The sequence below is a fragment of the Phocaeicola sp. HCN-40430 genome (assembly GCF_037890285.1).
Taxonomy (GTDB): domain Bacteria; phylum Bacteroidota; class Bacteroidia; order Bacteroidales; family Bacteroidaceae; genus Phocaeicola; species Phocaeicola acetigenes.
Genome location: NZ_JBBKBS010000012.1, coordinates 19,924 through 45,962, shown reverse-complemented (window position 1 = coordinate 45,962; position 26,039 = coordinate 19,924). Strand labels below are relative to the sequence as shown.

The following is a 26,039-nucleotide window of genomic DNA, read 5'->3' as shown; positions in this document are numbered from 1 at the left end:
TTAACTTAAGTCGTAAATACTAATAAATAATATAACAGTGAAGACATTTAGAATTGGTGGAGTTCATCCAGCAGAAAATAAATTGTCAGCCGGTAAGGCAATCGAAACATTGGCTCTGCCCAAGCAGGCTGTGTTCCCTTTGTCTCAGCATATTGGTGCTCCTGCTACTGCTATCGTGAAGAAAGGCGATGTGGTAAAGGTTGGTACCAAAATTGCTGAGGCCGGAGGTTTTGTTTCGGCAGCTATCTTCTCTTCTGTATCCGGTAAGGTGAGTAAGGTTGATAGCGTAATTGACGCAAGTGGTTATCGTAAACCGGCTATTTATATTGATGTAGAAGGAGATGAATGGGAAGAAACTATCGACCGCAGCACAACTTTGATTAAAGAGTGCAGTCTGTCTCCGGAAGAAATTGTTGCAAAGATTAAAAATGCAGGTGTAGTTGGTATGGGTGGTGCATGTTTCCCTACTCATGTGAAACTGACTCCTCCTCCGGGTTGCAAGGCCGAATGTGTTATTATCAATGCAGTGGAATGTGAACCTTATCTGACTGCAGACCATCGTCTGATGCTTGAAAAAGCAGATGAAGTACTCGTGGGGGTAAGCATTCTGATGAAAGCTGCAAAAGTAACAAAGGCATATATCGGTATAGAAAACAATAAGCCTGATGCAATTAAGCTGATGACTGAAAAAGCTGCATCTTACCCAGGCATTGAGGTAGTACCTTTGAAAGTGAAATATCCACAGGGAGGTGAAAAACAGTTGATCGATGCCGTAATCGGTCGTCAGGTTCCTGCTCCTCCTGCTATTCCTATCAATGTAGGAGCTGTGGTGCAGAATGTAGGTACTGCTTATGCCGTATACGAAGCAGTTCAGAAGAACAAACCTTTGTTCGAACGTATTGTAACCGTTACAGGTAAGTCGGTGAAAAATCCGTCTAACTTCCTTACTCGTATGGGAACTCCGATGAGCCAGCTTATTGAGGCTGCCGGCGGACTGCCGGAAGATACCGGAAAGGTAATCGGAGGTGGACCGATGATGGGTAAAGCTTTGGCCAATACAGAAGTTCCTATCTGCAAAGGTAGTTCAGGTGTATTGCTGATGAACGAGAAGGAGGCACGCCGTGCAGAACCAGATCCTTGTATCCGTTGTGCGAAGTGTGTAAGTGCCTGTCCGATGGGACTGGAGCCATTCCTTTTGGCTACTTGTTCGGCACATGAAGACTGGGAACGTGTAGAACACGCAATGATTATGTCTTGTATTGAGTGCGGTTCATGTCAGTTTACATGTCCTTCACATCGTCCGATGCTGGATTATATTCGTTTAGGTAAAGGTAAGGTGGGTGGTATTATCCGCGCACGTAATGCTAAAAAGTGAGTTTTTAAGTTCTTAAGTTCCTAAGTTTGTGATGGACGCACGGTTTGCAGCCATATAGACTTATAAACTCGGAGACTTAAACTCAAAAACTTACAAACTCAAAAACTCAAAAGTTATTATGGCAAATAAATTAATAGTATCGTTATCTCCCCACGTGCATAGCGGCGACAGCGTACAGAAAAACATGTACGGTGTAATTATCGCTTTGATACCTGCCTTGCTTGTATCGTTTTATATGTTCGGTCTGGGAGCTGTCATCGTTACGCTGACATCGGTTGTAGCCTGTATGTTCTTTGAATGGGCTATTACCAAATTTATATTGAAACGCAGCCGCAATACTATTCTGGATGGCTCTGCCGCTCTTACAGGTTTGTTGCTGGCATTCAATCTTCCTTCCAATCTTCCGTTATGGATTATTATTATCGGTGCGTTGGTAGCTATCGGTATAGGTAAGATGACATTTGGTGGTTTAGGATGCAATCCTTTCAATCCGGCTTTGGTAGGACGTGTGTTCCTGCTTATCTCTTTCCCTGTTCAGATGACTTCATGGCCACTTACTTCTCAGTGGACTTCTTACACTGATGCTGCTACAGGTGCTACTCCTTTGGCCCTGATGAAGCAGGCTGTACACGGCGATACAGAAGCACTGAGCCAGTTGCCAAGTGTACTGGATTTGTTCCTGGGAAATAATCCTGGTTGTGTGGGCGAAATCAGTGCAGTAGCATTGTTGTTAGGTTTGGCCTATATGCTGTGGAAGAAAATCATTACATGGCACATTCCGGTTTCTATCCTGCTCACCGTATTTGTATTTGCTTCTATTCTGAATCTGGTTGATCCGGTGAAATATGCAGGAGGACTGACTCATCTGTTTACCGGTGGTTTGATGTTGGGAGCTATTTTCATGGCAACCGACTATGTGACTTCTCCGATGAACCACAAGGGAATGCTTATTTATGGTGTAGCAATTGGTTTCCTGACTGTAGTAATCCGTACATTCGGTGCATATCCGGAAGGTATGTCTTTTGCTATTCTCATCATGAATGCATTTACTCCGCTGATTAACACCTATTGTAAACCTAAACGTTTTGGGGAGGTTGTGAAGAAATGAAAAAGTTAGAATCATCTTTGAAGAATATGGCTTTGTCGCTCACTGGATTTACAGTTGTTGCCGGTGCATTGCTGGGATGGGTGAACGAAGTAACAGCCGAACCGATTGCACAGGCCAATGCCAAGACATTGAGTGATGCAATTGCTGTGGTGGTACCCGGATTTGACAACAATCCGGCTGAGGCTCCCGAAACTATCGAGGTAAGTGGAGTATCGTACAAAATCTATAAGGCTACTAAAGGTGGAGAATTTATCGGTGCGGCCGTAGAATCTTCTTCCAACGGCTTTGCCGGAACGCTGACTGTGCTGGTAGGTTTCGATCCGGAAGGAAACATCATCGATTATTCTTTGTTGAGCCATTCGGAAACTCCGGGCTTGGGTTCGAAAGCTGCCGACTGGTTTAAGAAAGGTGCCAAAGGCGATATCACCGGAAAGAATCCGGGAAATGCTCCTTTGGTAGTAAGTAAAGACGGAGGAGAAATAGATGCCATTACTGCTTCTACAATTACAACCCGTGCATTTCTGCAAGCTGTAAACAATGCGTATGCGGCTTACAAGAATCAGCACGTAGACGGAACCAGTGGTGCTACTTCTCAGGCTAAGAGCGAGAATACAGAAAACGTAGAAAACAATTAAAAGGAGGAATAGACTATGAATAATTTTAAAGTATTGATGAACGGGATTGTGAAAGAGAATCCTACGTTTGTACTCCTTTTAGGTATGTGTCCTACGTTGGGTACTACTTCTTCTGCCATCAATGGTATGGGTATGGGATTGGCTACCATGTTTGTATTGATTTGTTCGAATGTGGTTATTTCATTAATCAAGAAACTGGTGCCTGATATGGTACGTATTCCTATCTTTGTGGTAGTCATTGCTTCGTTTGTGACTTTGTTGCAGATGATTATGCAGGCTTATGTTCCGGCTTTGTATGCTACATTGGGATTGTTCATTCCGTTGATTGTAGTAAACTGTATCTTGCTGGGACGTGCAGAAGCCTTTGCTGCCAAGAATACTCCGTTGGCTTCTTTCTTCGACGGATTGGGAATGGGACTTGGTTTTACCATTGCACTGACTATTCTGGGTGGTGTACGCGAATTCCTGGGTACAGGAAAATTGTTTAATATAGCCTTGATGCCCGAAAATTACGGTATGCTGATTTTCGTATTGGCACCGGGAGCATTCATTGCATTGGGTTACCTGATTGCAATTGTAAACAAACTGAAGAAAGCTTAACTCCTAAAAACAAAAAGAAGATATGGAATATATATTGATATTTATCACCGCTATATTTGTGAACAACATTGTGTTGTCACAGTTCTTGGGTATCTGTCCGTTCTTGGGAGTTTCTAAGAAGGTGGAAACCGCAATGGGTATGGGAGCTGCTGTGGCTTTCGTACTTACACTGGCTACTATTGTAACTTATCTGATTCAGCATTTTGTACTGAATCCTACAGGATTGGGTTACTTGCAGACTATTGCCTTTATTCTGGTAATTGCTGCATTGGTACAGATGGTGGAAATTATTCTGAAAAAGGTATCTCCCTCTTTGTATCAGGCATTGGGAGTATTCCTTCCGTTGATTACAACTAACTGCTGTATTCTGGGTGTGACTATTCTTGTTATTCAGAAGGAATACGATCTGCTTACAGGTGTAGTATATGCTTTCTCTACAGCACTTGGCTTTGCTTTGGCTCTGATTGTATTTGCAGGTATTCGCGAACAGTTGAGTCTGGTAAATATTCCGAAGGGAATGCGTGGTATGTCTATTGCTCTGGTAACAGCTGGTTTGCTGGCTATGGCCTTTATGGGCTTTTCCGGAGTAGATAAGGGCCTGGCTGTATTGTTTGGCTTGTAATAATTCAAGACCTTCTCTCCGAGAAGCGGAGAGAAGATTTTTCTGATACACTGTCGGCGGTGTTGGTTTCATGCTTAGAAAGCAGAGGCCAGCACCGCCGATGTTTTTTTGCATCCTTTCCTCCAATGTTGGTTTGTGATAGGAAGTATTGCAAGAAAGATAGTTTGGTGTAGCCTTTCGCGAAGAGTAGAAGAATGCGCACTTCGCTTTATCCGACGTCGTCGGCTTTACATCCACTGTCGTTGGTTTTATAAACGGCGGCGTTGAATGTAAAATCGACGTCGTCGAATGAACTTTCTGATTGATACCATGCCTTTATGGGTCAGCTATCGGAATGATAAGTATCCGGTAAACCACGTTGCAAATCTTGTGAATTAGTTCCGAATCGGTGCTATTCGTAGTCGATTCGAAATTAATAGTATCTATTCTTCCGTCGTTTACGTATCTGGAAAGTCTTGGAGGAAGCGTGTATGTATATTCGATGGCTTTACCCATGCAACTTTTACTTGTACAGCCTACTGATGTATTGAATCGTCTGTGTGGCCAGCTTCCTGTTTTCTTCCAGGGTATCCATGTACTTCCTTCTGATATGTGCCCAACAGCCGACCATCGTAATTCCTAATGGAATATAATGTATCCCGTGATGCCATCGCGTACGCACTACTCATACTCCTTTTTCGCCTTATGTTTCTCATTGACCGAATCAGGTTTACCTAAGATACCGGTATTCAGATGTTTGTGATGCAGTACCATGCCGCCTAGTTCCCAATGCATGAGTTTTATGCGGTCACGGTTTATGAAGATATACACATTGCCGTTGTAGGGGGCTGCCCTATGATGCCGGTGATGATACCGCTGAGAGTAAGAAAACTTTTGCGCATATCAGTCGGGCGGTTATACAACAGATAGCGCATGCTGTCATTATGGCTCAACATGGCTGAAGGCCTGAATGATTGCTTAACTTATAAGTCACTTTGTGCTCTTTGCAGTAGTTCATTATCTCTACTACTTCTTCTTGTGTCATCATAACTTTGTATGATATAACTCAAGACTCTATATTGAGACAATTTACTGAATGCTTGCTGTTATTTTTTCTCAATATTTTGTTCCATAAAGGATGAATCCAGAACAAGTCATAATTATGCTTTATATCTATATAGTTTATTTTATTAAGATTTCCTTTTACGGAGGGAGGTGCTTTCATTTCGCAAATTACTTTATTTACAAAGTCAAATTCAATATTTATATTTTTAACAAAACGCCCTAATTTGAGTTCATCTATGCCCTGATGCGAAACTAAAGTATCTTCTTCTTTGAAACTTCTCCCTATATATACGGTCTTCAAATCCGGACAATTATAAAACTGAATTCCTTTCCAGGAAATTAATTTCTTACCGTCTTCTACTATTACCGACTTAAGGTTTTTGCAATTATCAAAAGCTCCATGCTCTATACGCTCAATAGAATTTGGTATTACGATTTCATTTATACCAGAGCCACTGAAAGCATTGCAGCCGATAATTTTAACAGATTCGGGAATTACCACTCTTTGAAGACTCTTACAATCATAAAAAAAATTATCCGGTATATAACTTATAAATTCTGGCAAATGAATAGTCGTTAGTTTCTTTTTTCTTTTCAGCAGATTCTTTCTTAATTTAAGTTTCTCTCTTTCGTGAATTCTTTTCCTGTGATATATGATATTTGATAAATCCAGCATCTCTAAATTATCCATATATTGCATGAAATACAAATCATGGATATTGATGAATCCGTTAATTTTAAGATGTCTTACCTTTAATAGATTATTAATTCCTATTTCCTTCCTCAGTATCCCACCCTTGTATAAATTCAGGTTAAATATTCCTGTAAACATATCCTTTGATGAGCGCCCCGAGAAGATTACATAAAAAATACCCTTAACTGTGTTAATATACTTTTTTACCATATACTTTAATGTTTCCACAAGAAAGTTAGATAACAAAAAAAAAAAACTCTAAAAATTTATTCTCTGATATAACCAAAGCAAAGATAATAAAAAACTATTATCCGGATGCACTTTGAAATATGTAAATTACCGAATGCTCACAGCTCCTCTAATCTTGATTTATAAGTCACCTGTGATAATCTTCATGTTTTCATTATTGGTAGAAAAAATACGGGTTGAGTCATCCATATACCAAACATACCGATCCAACAGGTGATTCATTTATTCCTCTTAATATTAATCATACTCCTACAATTCCTACCTCATTATGCGGCAATTGTTCTTCTAGGGAAGGTTCCGTAACTGCTTATTTAGAACTGAAAGGAGCCAACTCTTGTTTGATACTGTTTCTGTCAACGGAACATTTTCTACGTCAGTAATGATAGGTTGAATAACTTACACCTATCCGTTGAAGGTACGACTTCAACGGCAGGTTGCTTTGTTGCACCTGCAATTCTAATTCTTCAAATTCTTGTCTGTTATAATAATTGAGGTTCGATTGTATTCGCAACCGCAAAGTTACAACCAAACCTCAAAGTGTAAAAGGTGCATTTCTTCGAATGTTTATTCGGAATGTGCAGGAGAGGGGAGAGTAGAAGAATGAGAATAAAAACAAAGCTTCCGAAAACGAAGGTTGTTCATCTCCAATTTTCGGAAGCTTTTATAAAGAAAGGCAATGACCTTTATCCTTTCTTATATATGCGTTTAGTCGATAAAACGTTTGGTCAGGTTGCCGAACTCGTCAATTCGTCTGTCGCGCAGGAATGGCCACCAACGGCGAACATTCTCACTACGGTTCATGTCGATTTCCACCACCAGGTTTTCTTCTTTCAAGTTGCTTGCCTGTGCCAGAAGTTCACCCTGCGGACCGGCTACAAAACTGTTTCCCCAGAATTGGATTCCGTTGGTCTGTCCCGAAGGATCCGGTTCCAGTCCTACACGGTTTACTGCAATAACCGGCAATCCGTTGGCTACAGCATGGCCTCTCTGTACGGTAACCCATGCTCCCAACTGGCGCATTTTTTCTTCCTGTGTGTCGGTACTTTCCCATCCGATGGCGGTAGGATAAATCAGCAGTTCCGCTCCCTTCAGTGCCATCAGACGAGCTCCTTCCGGATACCACTGGTCCCAGCAAACCTGTACACCCAACTTTCCGATGGATGTCTGAATCGGTTCGAAGCCAATGTCGCCCGGTGTGAAATAAAATTTCTCGTAATAGGCAGGATCGTCTGGAATATGCATTTTGCGGTATTTGCCGGCAATACTTCCGTCTGCATCGAATACTACAGCCGTATTGTGATACAGTCCGGCAGCACGCCGTTCGAACAGGGAAGTCACAAGAACGATATGATAAGCAGCCGCTATTTCACTATAAAAACCGGTAGAAGGTCCGGGAATAGGTTCTGCCAAATCGAACAGGTTAGTGTCTTCTGTCTGGCAGAAGTAAGGAGTGTTATGCAGTTCCTGCAAAACTACGAGCTGAGCTCCAGCCTGTGCCACAGACGCAATGTTGCGGTGCAACTTTTCCAAATTGAATTTGAGGTCGTTGGTGCATGATTGCTGCACGATACCTACTCGGATAGTTCTTTTCATAATTTTATAAAGTGTTAGGTCTTACATTTTCGGGATATTGCATTGTTACACAGTGCAGTGAACCATGCTGTTTGATCAGTGCCTGGCAGTCTATGCCTACGATTTCTCTTCCGGGGAAAGCTTCTGCCAGTACAGATGCTGCCTTACGGTCGTTCTCCGGCTGATTGTAAGTAGGGTAGAGTACAGCCTCGTTCATAATCAGGAAATTTGCATAAGTAGCCGGAATGCGGAGTCCGTCTTCATCGTATACGGCATCTGCCATTGGCAGCGGAAGGAGGCGATAAGGTTTTCCGTCTACTGTACGGAAGCTCTTCAGCTGTTCTTCCATGGCATGCAGTGCTGTATAGTGCTCGTCGGTTTCGTCGGTGCACTGTACATACACAATAGTATGATCCGGACACAGGCGGGCTAATGTATCAACGTGACTGTCGGTATCATCTCCTGCCAGAAAACCATGATCCAACCATAATACCTGACGAAGATTAAAGCGTTCTTTCAGATACTCTTCTATCTGTGCGCGGTTCATGGTATCGTTACGGTTAGGGGCCAGCAGACACAGCGAAGTAGTCAGAAGAGTACCCTCTCCGTCGCTTTCTATGGAGCCTCCTTCGAGAACAAAGTTGCGGCAGTTGACATATTCTCCCTGTACTATTTTCTGTTCGTACAGATGGCTGTTGATAAGATTGTCTTTGTCGGCTGCAAACTTCATTCCCCATCCGTTGAAACAGAAGTCAAGCAGGATAGGATGGTTCTGTGCATCCAGCAGAGTAATGAAAGAGTGGTCGCGGGCCCAAGTGTCGTTGGTCGGACAGCTTGTAAAATGAATGTTTTCCTTGTAAGGAGAGTCTTTTAATATCTCGGGAAACTCAGGGGCAACCAGCAGCAGCGGTTGTCTGCTGGCTATTGCTTCGGCTATCTGAAGGAAGCAAGCTTCTACTTCGTCCAGCATATAAGCCCAGTCTGTATCAGCATGAGGCCATGTAAGCTGGATATAACTTTGTTTGTGCCATTCGGCAGGCAGAAAAAACGTTGTTTCCATATTTATCTTGTTAGTTTGTATTTTTTGTTTTTTTATCTTGTGAGGTCGGTTGGATGGCCTCGGGTTTATAAGATGCATTTTCTTTAGAGCTTCGTTTTCCTCTTCGGCGAAGGAAAATCCAGTCGAAAAGCTCTCTCCAGTTAGTGAAATCTTTCTTGTACATAAATCCGATACCCTGAGTAGTCAACGTAGATTTGGTAAAGTATCGGTCGTTTGTCTCGTTGTATCCTTTCAGACGGAATTCTCCGTTTTTGGTAAGCAGCCACATTGCTTCGAAGTCGCCCACAAAGTTGGTGTTCCGCATCGGATTGTCACGGTATCCGAAGTTTCCGTTTATAATTAGCCGGTTGTTCAGTAATCTTCCGGACAAGATGGCTTCGGCTTCTACATCTGTCCATCCTTCCTGACCGGTACTCAGACTGGTTCCTACGTTCCAGTTCTGGCTGTCTATTACCTGCGAGAGCATGTTGTTCAACTGACCGGAGAGCGTACTGAAAGCCAGTGAACTGGTTGCATTCGACGACTGTGCATTGTTGGCATAATCGTAAGTGTAGAATTTACCAATTCCCAGCAGGTAGATAATCTGAGTATTCATCTGCTCTTCCGTACTGGTCAGACTGCGTACCAGTTCCCGGTCTTCGTCGCTGACAGTCGGCAGGTCGAGATCGAACGTTAAGGTAGGAGAGGTCAGATTGCCGGACAAGTTCAGAATACAGTTTACCCTTACTGTTCCCTTATTTGTAGAAGCATCTGCAATCAAGTCGTTCAGCGAAGCAGAGTTGACAGTATAAATAGCCTGCACATTCAGATTCGCCTGCTTAGGATTACCATTGAAAGATACCGTTCCTCCGGACTGGAGTATAAAGTCTTTTCTGATGATATTCTGCATACTCATCTTATAGATACCTTCTTCGATGTTATAATTTCCGAACATCTGGAAATCTCCTTTGTTGAAGAAGTTGATACGAAGGTTGCCTGTTCCGTTTGCAGAGATATAGTCGCCTGCGGCAGGGTCCATTACAATTTTCATGGTAGCAGCCGGTGTGGCCTCTATCTGGAGGTTCAGACGAATATCCCCCGGAGTATCATCCTCATCATCTTCCTTTTCTTCATTGAGATGATGGTATAAGTCGGTCTGTATATTTTCCTGCAGCCGGTGTGGAGTACGGTCTACAAATGTGATGAACTGCGAACTGGTAGCTTCAGCAGCTGTAGTGGTTACGTATACAAATGAAGTTTTTGCATCGGTACGTAAGTTTCCGTCTACACTAAGTCCGTTGACTCCTCCTCCTTGCAGACTGACATTTCCGCTTGTATAGATTTGTCCGTAGAAAGGGAAGTCGGGAGTCTCTTTTTCCGATTTATATACCAGCATGTTGTCTGTATCGAAACGGAAACGGTACAACAGATTCTTGAGTTTTGTATGGTTCAAGTCCCCGTTTACAGTTCCGGTATGTCCCTCCGGGTCTGTTAGTCTCACATCTCGGAAAGAAAAGTGTCCGGGGGTAATTCGCAGTGAATCGCAGCTGGCCTGAAAGCTCGTATTCAGAATATTCACTTTCATTGATACATTGGCATTGGCTGTTCCCTCTAAGTCTAATTGCGAAAATGGGCCGAACAGTCGGATATTGCCATATGTACGTCCCTGCACGTTACTGAAAATACCTTCGATGAATGGTTGTAACAACGCAAGGTTTGTTCCTCCGGCTTGTATATGAAGATCAAGACCTTTCATTTTGGGGGACACATAGCCGTTTACTTTAGTGAACGAAACTGTATCTTCCTTGATGTCTGCAAACAGTCGTACTCCTCCCAGCTCTTTGTCCCATTTACCGGTAATGTCGGCTCTTCCCAGCAGTGCATCATTCAGAGAGAATCCCTTTACATCGAGCCGTGTGTGCATCACCGGATCTTCAAGTACGTGATTCAGATGTACTTTTCCGGTTATCATTCCGTTGAATTTCACGGCATGAAACTCGATAATATCCATGATGTATTGCAGATTGATATTCTTCAGATCTACAATACAGGAATCGGTTTCTTCCTTGCCGATTTTTCCGTTGGCTCTCAGATGCTGGTCTGCATGCTCAAAGAGGAAGTTGTTTACCTCTATATTGTTTTTTTCGACAATAATTTCTGCCGGGTGAATACGCCATACCGTATCATTTAAAATAATTTGACTTGGCTGTATGTCGATAGTGGTATGCAGTTGTTTTTTTTCTTCCGACTGTTTGAAATGAGCCAAAGCTTCCACTTTCCCGCTGAATGTTGTGCTTGTATTATTTCCCCAGTTTATTGTAGTGCGAAGCTTATCGTCCTTGGCTCTGGCTGTCAATGCCAGGTTTACCATGGCACCTTTCTTCATTCTCTTGTTTGCCCTGACGTGGCATTGAAGCATATCTTCGCTGTTCTCACACAATAGTACTCCCGATTCATAGTAGGAGTCATTGTATGTAAATTCGGGCACATATCCTCGGATTTGCAAACGAGTCTGCTCATCGTCGAAATAACCGCTTATATTGGCTGGCATAGACAATTCTACCGGCATATCCAGTACTTTCGAAAAGAATTCTGCATTTTCCAGTGCAAAACGGAAGCGGAAATTGTTGTTGGTTTCAGGTAATTTTTTCTTGGAAGAAACCAATGCCGGTACGTATCGCTGTGCGGTTTTGAGAATACTGGTCAACAGGGTACGGTACGAGTAATTTCCTTCTACGCTACCTTGAATAAAAGGAGAGTCAATGCGTATTTGTTTCTCACTTCTATCTTTGACACTACCGGCAGTAACCGACAAATTAGGCAGGAAATATCGCTGGTCTTCTTCTGTAGAGTTTACCAGTAAACTGTCTATACTGATTTTGCCTTGCATATCGTCGATGGAATGACCGCTGAAATCAGCTGTAAGACTTAATGACAAGTCTTTATTTTTGTACTTGGTTGTCAGGTTCAGATCATTCGGGCGGAAATGTTGTACTACGGCTCTTAGGTTAAAATCGGGTGTCTGCTGTGAAGTGACAAACTTTCCATTGATTTCAATATTTCCGTTGGGGTCGTTAAGGGCTAACCGTCCGTTGAATCCTCCTCCTGTATACTGTCCGTCCAGACTGATGTTATGATATTCGTATTGTTTGTATTCAAACGAAGTAATGTTTCCTTTTATGTACGATTCGGGTTTGTTGTTTCTGTATTTGAATCCTTTCAGTTCTACGTCAAAGCAAGTTTTTCCTAAGGTCTTTTCCTGGTTCAACAGAATACCCAGATTCAGCTCTTTACTGGAAATCTTCCCGGAATATGAACGTAAGCCTGTGAGGGTATCTGTATGCATGGTGACGTTACCATTGACTGTTCCTGCGTTTGAGGTGAAACTTCCTTTTGTGGTGAGTTGCTGTAAGTGGCCGGAAATGTTACCGTTGAACCGGACAAAATCAAGACGTTCTAAAGTTTTTTCTTTATCCTGTTTTCCTGTTAAATTTTGAAGGAGCCACTGCACTCCTTCTTTATTGATTTGAGCTGTTTCCAGATTGCCGGATAAATACATGTTACGCTTGCTGTTCCATTGGTCGGCAGTAGCGTTTCCTTTTATAAGCAGGCTTTGAGACGGATTGGTAACATACAGCTCTGTACATTCCGTACGATTTCCTTTTCCTTTGAATGCAAGGCGCAAGGTAACCGGATCGTGGAAATGCTGTAAAGCCGGAACAAAAGATGCAATATCGGATGGGGTAATTTCTGCATGAAGTTTACCCATGTAGCGTGTTTGTTCGCTGAGCTTAGGCAAAGAATCGAATCCATTGTAGAAAGCTGCAATGGTGTCGATTTGTAATGATGTTTGTGGAAGTGTTACTTCTATGTGGTTCGCTGCCAGATGGCGGCGATTGGCCGTAAGTTTAAGAGCTAATTTCTTCAGCGTAAATCCACTTTGCTCATTGAAACTCATGCGGCGGATTTGTGCATTCAAAGAGTCGCGGCTGAAAGCTTTCAGTGAAAGTGTAGCAGAAAGATTTTCAATACCAATATGATTGCCGTTGAATACTCCCGGAGTAGCAGGAGCCGAAAGCAAATCATAATGTATTTGTCCGCGGCGTATCAATACGGCATTAATACGAAGGTCGATGTTGGATTCTTTTTTTACCGTATCTTTTGAAGCAAAAGTGTCGAGTATAAATTGAAAATTAGGTGCACTATCGGGGGTAGGACGATTTAAACGAGCATTGAGACCGAACAGCTGTACGCTGCTGATACGGATTTTCCCAGATACAAGTGAATGGAGGTCAAACTTAGCTGATAGACGTGCTACTTTCAGCAGTTCTTTTCCCTGCCGGTCTTGTAAGGTTGCATTCTGAATGATGATACGGTTTAGTAATCCTAAATCAATGTTACCAACATTTACTTCTGTCTGTAAAATCTTGCTTAATTCTTGACTGGCATAAACAGACATTTGACGCTGAATGTAAGGAACATTCAGGATGCCTATTATCCCGAAATACAGGACAAGTAGCAGAATGATGGTAAACTGTATGATATGTTTGATAGGTCTTAACCGCATGTTAGTAACAAAAAAGTCATCAAAATTACGAATATCGGAGAAGTTTTCCTACTTTTGGCGCAGAAAACATTATTAATATAAAATAAAAGACAAAAATCGATGAAAAAACACATGACATTGGCATGTCTGTTGGCTACTGCACTTGCTGTACAGGCACAGGATGGGGGAATTACTCAGGAGATGCTCGGGAAAATAAAAGGAGCTTATAAACATACGGCAGCCGATAAGGCTATTCATAATGCAATGGCTGGTACTGATATCAGTGTGTTGGCGCGTAATCAGGAAAGTCTGGCTAATTTTGATACTCATTTTTCTCATAAGGTGGTGTCACATGGCATTACTAACCAGAAGCAGTCAGGACGTTGCTGGCTGTTTACCGGATTGAATGTGCTTCGTGCCCAGATGATGGCTAAATACGGACTTGATGAATTGACTTTTTCTCAGAATTATTGTTTCTTCTACGATCAGTTGGAAAAGGCCAACTTGTTTCTGCAAGGTATTATCGATACCAGTAAGAAGCCTTTGGATGATAAAATGGTAGAGTGGTTGTTCCGTAATCCACTGAATGATGGAGGGCAGTTTACTGGTATTTCTGATATTATTGGCAAGTATGGTGTCGTACCTTCTGAAGTGATGCCGGAAACATATAGCAGTGAAAACACAGCTCAGATTAGCCGGCTGGTAGGATTGAAGTTGAAAGAGTTTGGTCTGCAACTTCGTGAGGAAGCATCTAAAGGCGCAAAACCATCTGCACTCGAAGCTAAAAAAACAGAAATGTTGGGTACAGTATATCGGATGTTGGCTTTGGCTTTTGGTGAGCCGGTTGAACGCTTTTCTTGGACTATTAATGGAGTGACAAAAGAATATACGCCGCAATCATTCTACAAGGAATTCTTGGGTAATGATTTGACCAATAACTATGTGATGCTGATGAATGACCCAAGCCGTGAGTATTATAAGTGTTATGAAATAGATTTCGACCGCCATGCATACGATGGAAAGAACTGGACTTATGTAAATTTACCGGTAGAGGATATCAAGGCGATGGCGATTGCTTCTATTAAAGACAGTACAATGATGTATTTTTCGTGTGACGTAGGTAAATTCATGGACCGCCAGCGTGGTGTTCTTGATTTGCGCAATTTTGATTATGAATCGTTGATGGGAACTACATTCGGCATGGATAAAAAACAACGTGTTCAGACTTTTGCCAGTGGCTCAAGTCATGCTATGACATTGATGGCTGTCGATTTGGATGAAAACGGTAAGCCTAAAAAGTGGATGGTGGAAAATAGTTGGGGAGCATCTTCTGGATATCAGGGGCATATGATTATGACCGATGAATGGTTTGATGAATATATGTTCCGTCTGGTAGTAGAAAAGAAATATGTTCCGGAAAAAGTATTGGATATCCTGAAACAGAAACCGGTTCGCTTGCCGGCATGGGATCCGATGTTTGCTTCTGAAGAATAACAGTTTCGGCTATGAAGTTAAGTTACTTGTTGGGAGTGTTGTTTTTTACCTCGCTGGTCTCTTGCTCTTCTCAAAAGGGGAAAGATGGCTGGAGACTTGTTTGGGAGGATGAATTTGAAGGAACAGCGTTTGATACAGCTACATGGTCAAAGATTCCCCGATGGCATCCGGAATGGGCACAGCATATGTCCGATAATGAGGCATGTTATGAAATGCGTAATGGCAATCTGGTGCTGAAAGGTATTATGAATCCCGACAGAACCAAGGATACACTTGCTTATATTACAGGAGGATTGTATACCAAATACAAGCGGGCATTTTATGGGGGCCGCATTGAGGTGAAGGCAAAGTTGGAAGGATGTACAGGAGCATGGCCTGCTATTTGGCTGAAGCCTTTTGAGGAAGAGAAATATGTATGGCCGACAGGGGGTGAGATTGATATCATGGAGCGGTTGAACTATGATTCAATTGCTTATCAGACTGTGCATTCGGTTTATACCCAACATTTAGGGATATTGGATAATCCGAAACGGGGAACAACTGCTTCAATCAATCCGAATGATTATAATGTATATGCGGTGGAAATGTATCCGGATAGTGTAGTGTTTTTTATCAATGACAAACATACGCTGACTTATCCTCGCATTGAGACGGATAAAGAAGGGCAATTCCCGTTCGATCGTCCTTATTATCTGCTTATTGATATGCAGCTGGGAGGAAACTGGGTAGGAAAGGTTGATACTCTTGATCTTCCTGTGGAAATGCAGATTGATTGGGTACGTTATTACCAGAAAGAGAAATAACAAATGCTTGAAGGCTGTAAGGGAATGTCCTTGCAGCCTTTTTTTTGTTGCTGGAAATTAGATGGTGATTGTTGTATTTTTATATCTTTATCGGATATTGATACCATTCTGCTGTGACGGTCGTTTTTCTCATTGTGATGGGGAGGCTGTTTGTTTGGGTGTTGTTTTGAGGTGCCCGGTATCTCTTTGTGGATAAATCTGTAAGACTTCTTTATTTTAAAGAAATATTTCTCTAATTCGAAGCAGAATTGTTCTTTATTTACTTATTTTTTCTTTAATTTTGCACGCAAATTAGTAAACCATTTTTATAACCCAATATGGCAAATGTAATTAAATTGCGTAAAGGCTTGGACATAAACCTGAAAGGCAAAGCTGCTGCTGAGGTTATGGCTGTAAAAGAGCCGGGATTCTATGCTTTGTGTCCCGATGATTTTACAGGTGTTACACCGAAGGTTGTAGTAAAAGAACAGGAATATGTAATGGCCGGAGGACCCTTGTTTATTGACAAGAATCATCCTGAAGTGAAATTTGTATCGCCTGTAAGTGGCGTAGTGACATGTGTGGAGCGTGGTGCCCGCCGTAAAGTGTTAAGCATTACAGTTGAAGCTGCTGCTGAACAGGATTTCGAAGAGTTTGGCAAGAAAAATGTAGCTCAGTTGGATGGTGCTGCAGTGAAGGAAGCATTGCTGAATGCCGGTATGTTTGCATTTATCAAACAGCGTCCGTATGATGTAGTAGCTGATCCTACTATTGCACCGAATGCAATTTTCGTATCTGCATTCGATAGTAATCCGCTGGCTCCCGATTTCGAAGTGGCTTTGAAAGGTGAAGAAGCTAATTTCCAGACAGGACTTGATGCTTTGGCTAAAATGGCCAAGACTTATTTAAATGTGAGTGTGAATCAGAAGTCATCTGCTTTGACTCAGGCAAAGAATGTGACTGTTACAGCGTTTGACGGTCCTCATCCGGCTGGAAATGTGGGCGTGCAAATTAACCACATTGCACCTATTAATAAAGGTGAAACAGTATGGACTATCGATCCTCAAGCAGTTATCTTTATTGGTCGCTTGTTCAATACAGGACGTGTGGATTTGACTCGTACCGTAGCTATTACTGGTTCAGAAGTAAAGAAACCTGCTTATTGCAAGCTGAAAGTCGGTGCTTTGCTGACAGATGTGTTGGCTGACAATGTAAACAAAGACAAAGAGTTGCGCTGTATCAGCGGTAACCCGTTGACTGGTAAGCAGATTCCAGCAAACGGCTTCTTGGGCGCTTTCCATAGCCAGGTAACTGTAATTCCGGAAGGAAATGATGTGCACGAAATGTTGGGATGGATTATGCCTCGTTTCAATCAGTTCAGTATGAGTCATTCTTACTTCAGCTGGTTGATGGGTAAGAAAGAATATACTCTCGATGCACGTGTGAAAGGTGGAGAACGTCATATGATTATGGCGAATGAATACGACAAGGTACTCCCGATGGATATCATGCCTGAGTATTTGATTAAGGCTATCATTGCTGGCGACATTGACCGCATGGAACAGTTGGGTATCTACGAAGTTGCACCGGAAGATTTCGCTCTTTGCGAATTTGTTTGCTCTTCAAAGATGGAATTACAGCGTATCGTTCGTGAGGGACTGGATATGCTCCGTCGTGAAATGTGTTAATAAATAAAGGTAACAAGGAGTGGAAAATATCAATCTTTTCCCTTGTCAACTAATTTAAAGAATAAAACTAAATGAAAGCATTAAGAAATTATCTCGACAAGATAAAGCCGAACTTTGAAGAGGGAGGCAAATACCATGCTCTTCGTTCTGTATTCGACGGTTTTGAAACATTCTTGTTCGTTCCGAATACAACATCGAAGACAGGTACGCATATCCACGATGCGATTGATAGTAAGCGTATCATGTCAATCGTGGTTATTGCATTGATACCGGCATTGCTGTTCGGTATGTTTAACGTAGGCTATCAGCACTACCTTGCTACAGGTATGGAAGGTAGCTTTATGGAGAAATTCATCTACGGTTTCTTGGCTGTATTGCCCAAAATCGTTGTATCTTATGTAGTAGGTTTGGGTATTGAGTTTATCGTAGCTCAGTGGAAAAAAGAAGAAATTCAGGAAGGATTCCTGGTTTCTGGTATGTTGATTCCGATGATTGTTCCGGTAGACTGTCCGTTGTGGATGTTGGCCGTAGCTACTGCTTTCTCTGTAGTATTTGCTAAGGAAGTATTCGGTGGTACAGGTATGAACATCTTTAACCCTGCATTGATTACTCGTGCATTCTTGTTCTTTGCTTATCCTACTAAGATGTCTGGTGATGCTGTATGGGTATCTGGTAACAGCATCTTCGGTATGGGACAGACTGTAGACGGTTTGACTGCTGCGACTCCTCTTGGTGTGGCTAAAGTTGCAGAATGCCCTGCATTCTCTTGGGACATGGTAACAGGTTTGATTCCGGGTTCTATCGGTGAAACCAGTGTAATCGCTATTGCAATCGGTGCAGTAATCCTTTTGTGGACAGGCGTGGCAAGTTGGAAGACTATGTTGTCTGTATTTGTAGGTGGTGCCGTAATGGGATGGATTTTCAATACAATCGGTCCTGATACTTCAATCGCTCAGATGCCTTGGTACGAACACTTGTGCTTGGGTGGCTTCTGCTTTGGTGCTGTATTTATGGCAACAGACCCTGTTACTTCTTCACGTACAGAAAACGGTAAGTTTGTATATGGTTTCCTGATTGGTGCTATGGCAATCATTATCCGTGTATTGAACCCAGGTTATCCAGAAGGTATGATGTTGGCTATCCTGCTGATGAACATCTTTGCTCCGCTGATCGACTATGTAGTGGTTCAGAACAATATTTCCCGTCGTGCAAAACGTGCTATGTCTAACAAGTAAAAACCGAATATACAATGAATACTAATAGTAACTCTTATACTATCATTTATGCTTCGGTAATGGTTGTTATCGTAGCATTCTTGCTGGCTTTCGTTAACTCTTCTCTGCGCGATATTCAGGGAAAGAACGTAGAGCTGGATACTAAAAAGCAGATTCTTTCTTCATTAGGAATTAAGAATGTTCAGGATGCTGAGGCTGAATTTGCTAAAATTGTAAAATCTGATATGCTGGTAGCAGCAGACGGTACACTTACTCCGTATGAAGGAACTTTTGTAACTGCTTATGAAAAAGACTTCAAGGAAAACGGACGTTCTCATTTGTTTGTTTGCGAAATCGAAGGTCAGACTAAATATGTAATTCCTGTATACGGTGCCGGATTGTGGGGCGCTATCTGGGGATATGTTGCATTGAATGAAGATAAGAATACCGTATACGGTGTTTACTTCTCTCATGCTTCTGAAACTCCGGGATTGGGTGCAGAAATTGCAGGTGAACACTTTCAGAATGAGTTCAAAGAAAAGAATGTATTGGATGGTGAAGCAATCGGTCTGGGTGTTGTAAAGAACGGTAAGGTTGAAAAACCGGAATTCCAGGTAGACGGTATTTCTGGAGGTACAATCACATCAGTTGCAGTAGACAAAATGTTGAAAGATTGTATGGGACAGTATACCAAATTTTTAACTACTAAAGAATAAAAAAGGAGGAGATAATCATATGGGAAGTTTATTTTCAGCTAAAAACAAAGAAGTATTTTCTACTCCGTTGGGTATGAATAACCCGGTTACCGTTCAGGTATTGGGTATCTGTTCTGCATTGGCCGTAACTTCTAAGTTGGAGCCGGCTATTGTAATGGGTCTTTCAGTAACAATCATTACAGCATTTTCCAATGTAGTAATTTCATTGATCCGTAAAACTATTCCTAACCGTATTCGTATCATCGTGCAGTTGGTAGTAGTAGCTGCATTGGTAACAATTGTAAGTGAATTGTTGAAAGCATTTGCATACGATGTAAGCGTTCAGTTGTCTGTATACGTAGGTTTGATTATTACAAACTGTATCCTGATGGGACGTTTGGAAGCTTTTGCGATGTCAAACGGTCCGTGGGAGTCTTGTCTGGACGGTATCGGAAACGGTTTGGGATATGCTAAGATTCTGATTATGGTAGCATTCATCCGCGAACTCCTTGGTTCGGGTACTCTGCTTGGTTTCAATATTTTGAATTACGATGCAATTAAGAATGCCGGCTATGTAAACAACGGTTTGATGTTGATGCCTCCTATGGCGTTGATTATCGTTGCTTGCATTATTTGGTATCAGCGTGCAAAACACAAAGAATTGCAGGAAAAAGAATAATAAAATAAGGAAATAATTATGGAACACTTAATAAGTTTATTCGTCCGCTCTATCTTTGTGGACAATATGATTTTCGCATTCTTCCTCGGTATGTGTTCATACCTTGCCGTATCAAAGAATGTGAAAACAGCTTTCGGTCTGGGTATTGCCGTTACATTCGTATTGGTAGTAACATTGCCGGTAAACTATTTGCTCCAGACAAAAGTACTTGCTGCAGATGGTATTCTGGGCATCGACTTGAGCTTCTTGAGCTTTATTCTTTTCATTGCCGTAATTGCGGCTATCGTACAGTTGGTTGAAATGATTGTAGAACGTTTCAGTCCTTCTCTGTATGCATCATTGGGTATTTTCCTTCCTTTGATTGCTGTAAACTGTGCCATCATGGGTGCTTCATTGTTTATGCAGCAGCGTATTGGCTTGGGTGCTTCCGATCCTAAATTTATCGGTGGTGTAGCTGATGCTGTTTCTTATGCTTTGGGTTCTGGTATCGGCTGGTTGCTGGCTATCGTTGGTTTGGCTGCTATCCGTGAAAAGATGACTTACTCTGACGTTCCTGCTCCGTTGAAAGGATTGGGTATCACATTTATCACTGTAGGTCTGATGGCAATGGCATTTATGTGTTTCTCTGGTTTGAACATCTAATAAAGAAAGGAATAAAACAATGGATATGAATTTTATTTTAGCAAGCATTGGAGTATTCCTTGTGACTATTCTTGTGCTGGTCGTTATCCTGTTGGTTGCCAAGAAATTCTTGGTTGCATCGGGTAAGGTGAAATTGACTGTCAATGGTGAGAACCAGCTGGAAGTAGAATCTGGTTCTACTCTGTTGAACACATTGGCTGTAAACAATGTATTCTTGCCTTCTGCTTGTGGTGGTAAGGGTTCTTGCGGACAGTGTAAATGTCAGGTTGTAGAAGGTGGTGGTGAAATTCTTCCTTCAGAAGTAAGCCACTTCAGCCGTAAACAGCAGAAAGACCACTGGCGTCTGGGATGTCAGGTAAAAGTAAAAGGTGATATGGCTATCAAGGTGCCAGAATCTGTAATGGGTGTAAAAGAGTACGAATGTACCGTTATCTCAAACAAGAACGTGGCTACTTTTATCAAAGAGTTCAAAGTGCAGTTGCCTAAAGGTGCTCACATGGACTTTATCCCAGGTTCTTATGCTCAGATTAAGATTCCTAAATTTGAAATGGATTACAACAAGGACATCGATAAGAGCCTTATCGGTGACGAATATTTGCCAGCTTGGGAAAAATTCGGTTTGTTTGGCTTGAAATGTAAGAACCCGGAAGAAACTATCCGTGCTTACTCTATGGCTAACTATCCTGCAGAAGGTGACGTGTTCATGTTGACTGTACGTATTGCTACTCCTCCGTTCAAAGCAGACCGCAGTGGTTTCATGGATGTAAATCCGGGTATTGCTTCTTCTTACATCTTTACTCTGAAACCGGGTGACAAGGTGTTGATGAGTGGTCCTTACGGAGACTTCCACCCAATCTTCGATTCTAAGAAAGAAATGATTTGGGTCGGTGGTGGTGCCGGTATGGCTCCGCTTCGTGCACAGATTATGCATATGACTCGTACATTGCATACTACAGACCGCGAATTGCACTACTTCTACGGTGCTCGTGCATTGAACGAAGTATTCTATCTGGAAGACTTCCTTGCTTTGGAAAAAGACTTCCCGAACTTCCACTTCCACTTGGCTCTGGACCGTCCGGATCCTGCAGCAGATGCAGCTGGTGTAAAATACACTGCCGGATTCGTTCATCAGGTAATGTTGAACACTTACTTGAAAGATCACGAAGCTCCAGAAGACATCGAATACTACATGTGTGGTCCTGGTCCGATGTCAAAAGCTGTGGTTAGCATGTTGGATAGCTTGGGCGTTGAAGAATCTTCTATCATGTACGATAACTTTGGTGGATAATTTTTCACTCAATCGAGATAAAGAAAAGAGAGCGTTTCAGATTCTGAAACGCTCTCTTTCTTTTTTTATATCAGACTAAGTGACTGCGATTACTCTGGTTTGAATTACCAGCAGGGAATGGTACTTTTTATAGTAATATCATGCTGTGATATTGTTTGTTGGTTTAAAACGACGACGTCGTACGGAGAATCGGCGCCGTTGGCTGTACAGTTGGCGCCGTTGATTTTCCGTACGACGTCGTCGATTAAATTATTCGGCACACATCACTCTCTTTCCATTCTTGCTATCTTAAAGCAATCTTTTCTTGACTACAGCCGGATTTCCCACTGCCACACAATCCGACGGGATATCTTTGGTCACTACACTGCCTGCCCCAATGACGGTACGGTCTCCGATAGTAATGCCGGGAAGAATTATACTTCCACCTCCTATCCAGCAGTCACTGCCTATACTGACTGGGTAGGAGTATTCTTTCCCTTCACGGCGTTCCAGGTAGTTCAGAGGATGATGAGGTGTGTATATCTGTACGTTGGGACCTATCAGTGTATGCGCCCCGATAGTAATGAAGGCACCATCCAGAAAGGTACAATTGGCATTGATGAATACATGCTCTCCCAAACGTATCCCATTGCCGTGGTCGCAATGAAAAGGAGGCATAATGACAGTACTTTTCGGTATTCCCGGTATCAGTTCTTCCAGAATTGTTCTATACTCGTCATCATACATGGAGAGCATACGGAATTTTGCCAATAAAGTTTTGCAGTGCCGGAAGCTTTCCTGTATATCGGGAGCAGTAAAGTCGGCAAGCAGACCATTCCTCATTTTTTCCAGTTCGTTCATGGTGCGTATTGAGTTTATGTGTTATTTCTCTTTCAGCATTTCTTCCATACGGAGCAATTCGTCGCGATATTGTGCAGCTTCGATGAAGTCCAGTTTCTTGGCTGCTTCCTGCATCAACTTTCGGGTACGTTCTATACTCTTCTGCAGTTGCTCTTTCGACATATATTGAACAATAGGGTCTGCTGCTGCGGTGATGGTTTCCGGAGCATCGGAATAAGCTTTGGGAGCTTTTGGAGTTTCCGAAGAAGCCGGTTGCAGATTGGAAAGCGCATTGTTTCGTGCACGTTTAATCTGCTTGGGAGTAATGCCATGCGCTTCGTTGTAAGCCAGCTGCTTTTCCCGTCGGCGGTTGGTCTCGTCGATGGTTTGCTTCATACTGTCTGTAATTTTATCGGCATACATAATCACTTTACCGTTGACATTACGTGCTGCACGTCCGGCTGTCTGTGTCAGTGAACGGTGGGAGCGAAGGAAGCCTTCCTTGTCGGCATCCAGAATCGCAACCAGCGACACTTCGGGCAGGTCCAGTCCTTCACGCAGCAGGTTTACTCCAATCAGCACATCATATACTCCCGCTCTCAGGTCATCCATGATTTTTACACGCTCCAAAGTCTCGACATCGCTGTGTATATATGCACAACGGATATCGTGGCGCAGCAGATAGTCGCTCAGTTCTTCTGCCATACGTTTGGTCAGAGTAGTGACAAGTACACGCTCTTCTGCTTCGATGCGCTGCTGTATTTCTTCCATCAGGTCGTCTACCTGATTCATACTGGGGCGTACTTCGATGACCGGATCCAGCAAGCCGGTAGGACGAATGACCTGTTCCACCACAATACCTTCACTTTGTATTAATTCGTAGTCGGCAGGAGTAGCACTGACGTAAATCACCTGTTTGGCCATTTCCTGAAATTCCTCAAACTTAAGCGGACGGTTGTCCATGGCGGCAGGCAGACGGAATCCGTATTCCACCAGATTAGTCTTCCGGGCACGGTCGCCACCATACATAGCCCGTATTTGCGGTACGCTGACATGGCTTTCATCGATTACGATGAGGAAATCTTCCGGGAAGAAATCCAGCAGACAGTAAGGCCGTGTGCCGGCTTCTCTTCCGTCGAAGTAACGCGAATAGTTCTCTATACCCGAACAATGTCCCAGTTCGCGGAGCATTTCCATGTCGTACGTCACGCGTTCGTAAATACGTTTTGCCTCATAAGGCTTTCCTATTTCTTCAAAATAGGCTACCTGTTTGGTCAAGTCGTCTTCTATCTGATGGATGGCACGTAAGGTACTTTCCTTGGTTGTCATAAACAGATTGGCCGGATAGATTTTGTATTCGTCGAAACTGCCCAACCGATGTCCGGAAATGGGGTCGACTTCTTCGATGGCATCTATTTCGTCATCCCAGAAAATAACTCGAAGCAGATTGTCGGTATATGCCAGGTAAATATCCACAGTATCGCCTTTAACCCGGAAGTTTCCTCGGTTCAGCTCGATGTCATTTCTTACATAAAGACTGTCTACCAGCCGTCTTAAAAATACGTTGCGGTCTATCAGTTTTCCTTTCTTTACTTCGATGACATTGTTATAGAAATCAGACGGGTTTCCCATACCGTATATACAGGATACCGATGATACTACAATGACATCCTTTCTTCCCGACAGCAGGGCCGAGGTAGCAGCCAGACGCAGCTTGTCTATTTCGTCGTTGATGGCAAGGTCTTTTTCAATATACGTATCGGTAGACGGGATATATGCTTCCGGCTGATAGTAATCGTAATAAGACACATAGTATTCTACGGCATTATTGGGGAAGAAATTCTTGAATTCTCCATATAGTTGGGCTGCCAATGTCTTGTTATGACTCAAGATCAGTGTAGGCTTGTTGATATTCTTGATTACGTTGGCTATGGTAAATGTCTTTCCCGAACCGGTTACCCCCAATAAGGTCTGTGCCGGTGTGCCGGCTTTCACCCCTTCAGTCAGTTGTGCAATGGCTTCCGGCTGGTCGCCCATCGGCTGATAGTCTGATACAAGTTCGAAATTCATAAAATACGGACAAGATTAGTTGATTTGTAATATATCGTGTAAAAATACACAATTATTTTTGTTCATCCGACAGACGGGGTCAAAAGTAAAAGAAATTCTCTCTGCAGTTTCTTTAATTTCCTTTTGTGGAATGTTGCTTTTTGCAGCTTTTTATCCCAAGGAGGAAAGAGGAAACAGAAACTGGCCTTTCCGTTGGAACTATGGGTGGAAGTAGCTCTTTCTGTCGGCAAACTTACGGAGTTTGAACCCGTTTCGCTGAAATTTAAACAAGCTTTAATATAAAAACCGTGTTGCTGTATTGTATTATTCGGTGGAAAGACGTAATTTTGCACAACTATATTTATTAGCATGAAAAAGTACATCGTTATAGGTCTCCTTTCTGCCGGAGTTTTATCTTCGTGCGGAGAGTATAATAAAGTGCTGAAAAGCACAGACTACGAATATAAATATGAAGCTGCAAAAGCTTATTTTGCGAAAGGACAAAACTCGAGAGCGGCAACTATTCTTGAAGAGTTGATACCTATTATGAAAGGTACATCCAACGGAGAGGAGTCTTTGTATATGTTGGCTATGACTTATTATAATCAGGGAGATTTTGTAACAGCTTCTCACTATTTTAATACCTATTATACGACTTATCCTCGCGGTACCTATACCGAATTGGCCCGTTTCCATAGCGGCAAGGCTCTTTATCTGGATACTCCGGAACCTCGATTGGATCAGAGTAGTACATACAAGGCCATCGATGAGTTGCAGATGTTTTTGGAATATTTCCCGACTAGCAATCGTCGTGATATAGCCCAGAATATGATATTTGAACTGCAGGATAAGCTGGTAGAAAAGGAATATCTTTCTGCCAAGTTGTATTACGATTTGGGGTCTTATACCGGAAATACCGTATACAGTAGTACGGGTAATAACTATCTGGCTGCTGTTGTGACTGCTCAGAATATTCTTCGTGAATATCCGTACACTCAGAGACGTGAGGATTTGTCTATTCTGATTCTCCGTGCCAAATATGATATGGCAAAGGAAAGTGTCTTGGAAAAGAAGGCTGAGCGTATGCGTGAAACCATTGACGAATATTATGCATTCAAAAATGAGTTTCCTGATAGCAAGTATATGAAAGAAGTAGAGGCTATCTTTAAAGATGCCAGCAAATATGTGAATGACGAAAATTAATC

Annotated in this window: 21 protein-coding genes and 1 pseudogene; 14 read left to right on the top strand and 8 right to left on the bottom strand. The window is 42.4% G+C overall.

The window, feature by feature from the left end; all coding sequences use genetic code 11:
• Positions 1-37 precede the first annotated feature (37 nt).
• The 5 genes from rsxC to rsxA all read left to right on the top strand — a co-directional run bounded on the left by rsxC (position 38) and on the right by rsxA (position 4,340).
• Positions 38-1,375 (top strand): electron transport complex subunit RsxC, encoded by a 1,338-nt coding sequence (gene rsxC / locus WKU26_RS07075; RefSeq protein WP_340321425.1) that lies wholly within the window; start codon positions 38-40, stop codon positions 1,373-1,375.
• A gap of 118 nt (positions 1,376-1,493) precedes the next feature.
• A complete protein-coding gene (locus tag WKU26_RS07070) occupies positions 1,494-2,483 on the top strand; it encodes an RnfABCDGE type electron transport complex subunit D (protein WP_340321424.1) in 990 nt (329 codons plus the stop codon).
• Positions 2,480-3,118, top strand: a complete 639-nt coding sequence (locus WKU26_RS07065; RefSeq protein WP_340321423.1) for an RnfABCDGE type electron transport complex subunit G — start codon at positions 2,480-2,482, stop codon at positions 3,116-3,118. The genes WKU26_RS07070 and WKU26_RS07065 overlap by 4 nt, the downstream gene beginning before the upstream one ends.
• 15 nt (positions 3,119-3,133) lie before the next feature.
• The gene (rsxE, locus tag WKU26_RS07060; protein WP_269878221.1) at positions 3,134-3,718 is read left to right on the top strand and encodes an electron transport complex subunit RsxE; all 585 of its coding nucleotides are present in this window, start codon (positions 3,134-3,136) and stop codon (positions 3,716-3,718) included.
• 22 nt (positions 3,719-3,740) lie between these two features.
• On the top strand, positions 3,741-4,340 hold the full coding sequence (gene rsxA / locus WKU26_RS07055) for an electron transport complex subunit RsxA (RefSeq protein WP_269878223.1): 600 nt from the start codon (positions 3,741-3,743) through the stop codon (positions 4,338-4,340).
• A gap of 502 nt (positions 4,341-4,842) precedes the next feature.
• Here the strand turns inward: rsxA and WKU26_RS12750 are convergent.
• From WKU26_RS12750 to WKU26_RS07025, 6 genes and pseudogenes are all read right to left on the bottom strand, one after another.
• A complete protein-coding gene (locus tag WKU26_RS12750) occupies positions 4,843-4,914 on the bottom strand; it encodes a hypothetical protein (protein ID WP_445323224.1) in 72 nt (23 codons plus the stop codon).
• 86 nt (positions 4,915-5,000) lie between these two features.
• Positions 5,001-5,162 (bottom strand): annotated as a pseudogene (gene tnpB, locus WKU26_RS07045) (IS66 family insertion sequence element accessory protein TnpB); the annotation flags it as partial.
• A 223-nt stretch (positions 5,163-5,385) separates the two neighbouring features.
• Positions 5,386-6,288, bottom strand: a complete 903-nt coding sequence (locus WKU26_RS07040; RefSeq protein ID WP_340321421.1) for a leucine-rich repeat domain-containing protein — start codon at positions 6,286-6,288, stop codon at positions 5,386-5,388.
• A gap of 744 nt (positions 6,289-7,032) precedes the next feature.
• Positions 7,033-7,920, bottom strand: a complete 888-nt coding sequence (locus WKU26_RS07035) for a carbon-nitrogen hydrolase (RefSeq protein WP_269878225.1) — start codon at positions 7,918-7,920, stop codon at positions 7,033-7,035.
• Between the two features lie 4 nt (positions 7,921-7,924).
• Positions 7,925-8,959 (bottom strand): agmatine deiminase family protein, encoded by a 1,035-nt coding sequence (locus WKU26_RS07030; protein ID WP_340321420.1) that lies wholly within the window; start codon positions 8,957-8,959, stop codon positions 7,925-7,927.
• A gap of 10 nt (positions 8,960-8,969) precedes the next feature.
• Positions 8,970-13,505 carry a translocation/assembly module TamB domain-containing protein gene (locus tag WKU26_RS07025; protein ID WP_340321419.1) on the bottom strand — a complete coding sequence of 1,512 codons (4,536 nt, stop codon included), beginning with the start codon at positions 13,503-13,505 and terminating at the stop codon, positions 8,970-8,972.
• A gap of 99 nt (positions 13,506-13,604) precedes the next feature.
• Between WKU26_RS07025 and WKU26_RS07020 the strand changes: the two genes are divergently transcribed.
• The 8 genes from WKU26_RS07020 to nqrF all read left to right on the top strand — a co-directional run bounded on the left by WKU26_RS07020 (position 13,605) and on the right by nqrF (position 21,966).
• Positions 13,605-14,978: a C1 family peptidase gene (locus tag WKU26_RS07020; RefSeq protein ID WP_340321418.1), complete on the top strand. Its 1,374-nt coding sequence runs from the start codon at positions 13,605-13,607 to the stop codon at positions 14,976-14,978.
• Positions 14,979-14,989: 11 nt separating this feature from the next.
• Positions 14,990-15,781 carry a glycoside hydrolase family 16 protein gene (locus WKU26_RS07015; RefSeq protein ID WP_340321417.1) on the top strand — a complete coding sequence of 264 codons (792 nt, stop codon included), beginning with the start codon at positions 14,990-14,992 and terminating at the stop codon, positions 15,779-15,781.
• 317 nt (positions 15,782-16,098) lie between these two features.
• Positions 16,099-17,448, top strand: a complete 1,350-nt coding sequence (locus tag WKU26_RS07010; protein WP_340321416.1) for a Na(+)-translocating NADH-quinone reductase subunit A — start codon at positions 16,099-16,101, stop codon at positions 17,446-17,448.
• A 71-nt stretch (positions 17,449-17,519) separates the two neighbouring features.
• Complete coding sequence (locus WKU26_RS07005) at positions 17,520-18,683, top strand: NADH:ubiquinone reductase (Na(+)-transporting) subunit B (protein ID WP_340321415.1); 1,164 nt, start codon at positions 17,520-17,522, stop codon at positions 18,681-18,683.
• A 14-nt stretch (positions 18,684-18,697) separates the two neighbouring features.
• Positions 18,698-19,378, top strand: coding sequence for a Na(+)-translocating NADH-quinone reductase subunit C (locus tag WKU26_RS07000; RefSeq protein WP_340321414.1), 681 nt, complete (start codon positions 18,698-18,700; stop codon positions 19,376-19,378).
• Positions 19,379-19,397: 19 nt separating this feature from the next.
• Positions 19,398-20,036 (top strand): NADH:ubiquinone reductase (Na(+)-transporting) subunit D, encoded by a 639-nt coding sequence (locus WKU26_RS06995; RefSeq protein WP_340321413.1) that lies wholly within the window; start codon positions 19,398-19,400, stop codon positions 20,034-20,036.
• An 18-nt stretch (positions 20,037-20,054) separates the two neighbouring features.
• Positions 20,055-20,678, top strand: a complete 624-nt coding sequence (gene nqrE, locus WKU26_RS06990; RefSeq protein WP_340321412.1) for an NADH:ubiquinone reductase (Na(+)-transporting) subunit E — start codon at positions 20,055-20,057, stop codon at positions 20,676-20,678.
• A 19-nt stretch (positions 20,679-20,697) separates the two neighbouring features.
• The gene (gene nqrF, locus WKU26_RS06985) at positions 20,698-21,966 is read left to right on the top strand and encodes an NADH:ubiquinone reductase (Na(+)-transporting) subunit F (protein WP_340321411.1); all 1,269 of its coding nucleotides are present in this window, start codon (positions 20,698-20,700) and stop codon (positions 21,964-21,966) included.
• 288 nt (positions 21,967-22,254) lie between these two features.
• On the opposite strand, the gene WKU26_RS06980 is transcribed toward nqrF, so the two are convergent.
• Both WKU26_RS06980 and uvrB read right to left on the bottom strand, forming a co-directional pair.
• Positions 22,255-22,806 carry a sugar O-acetyltransferase gene (locus WKU26_RS06980; RefSeq protein WP_340321410.1) on the bottom strand — a complete coding sequence of 184 codons (552 nt, stop codon included), beginning with the start codon at positions 22,804-22,806 and terminating at the stop codon, positions 22,255-22,257.
• Positions 22,807-22,827: 21 nt separating this feature from the next.
• Positions 22,828-24,855: an excinuclease ABC subunit UvrB gene (gene uvrB / locus WKU26_RS06975; protein ID WP_340321409.1), complete on the bottom strand. Its 2,028-nt coding sequence runs from the start codon at positions 24,853-24,855 to the stop codon at positions 22,828-22,830.
• A 348-nt stretch (positions 24,856-25,203) separates the two neighbouring features.
• On the opposite strand from uvrB, the gene WKU26_RS06970 reads away from it, so the two are divergent.
• Entirely contained in the window at positions 25,204-26,037 is an 834-nt protein-coding gene (locus WKU26_RS06970) for an outer membrane protein assembly factor BamD (protein ID WP_269878242.1), read from the top strand.
• The last annotated feature ends 2 nt before the right edge of the window (positions 26,038-26,039 follow it).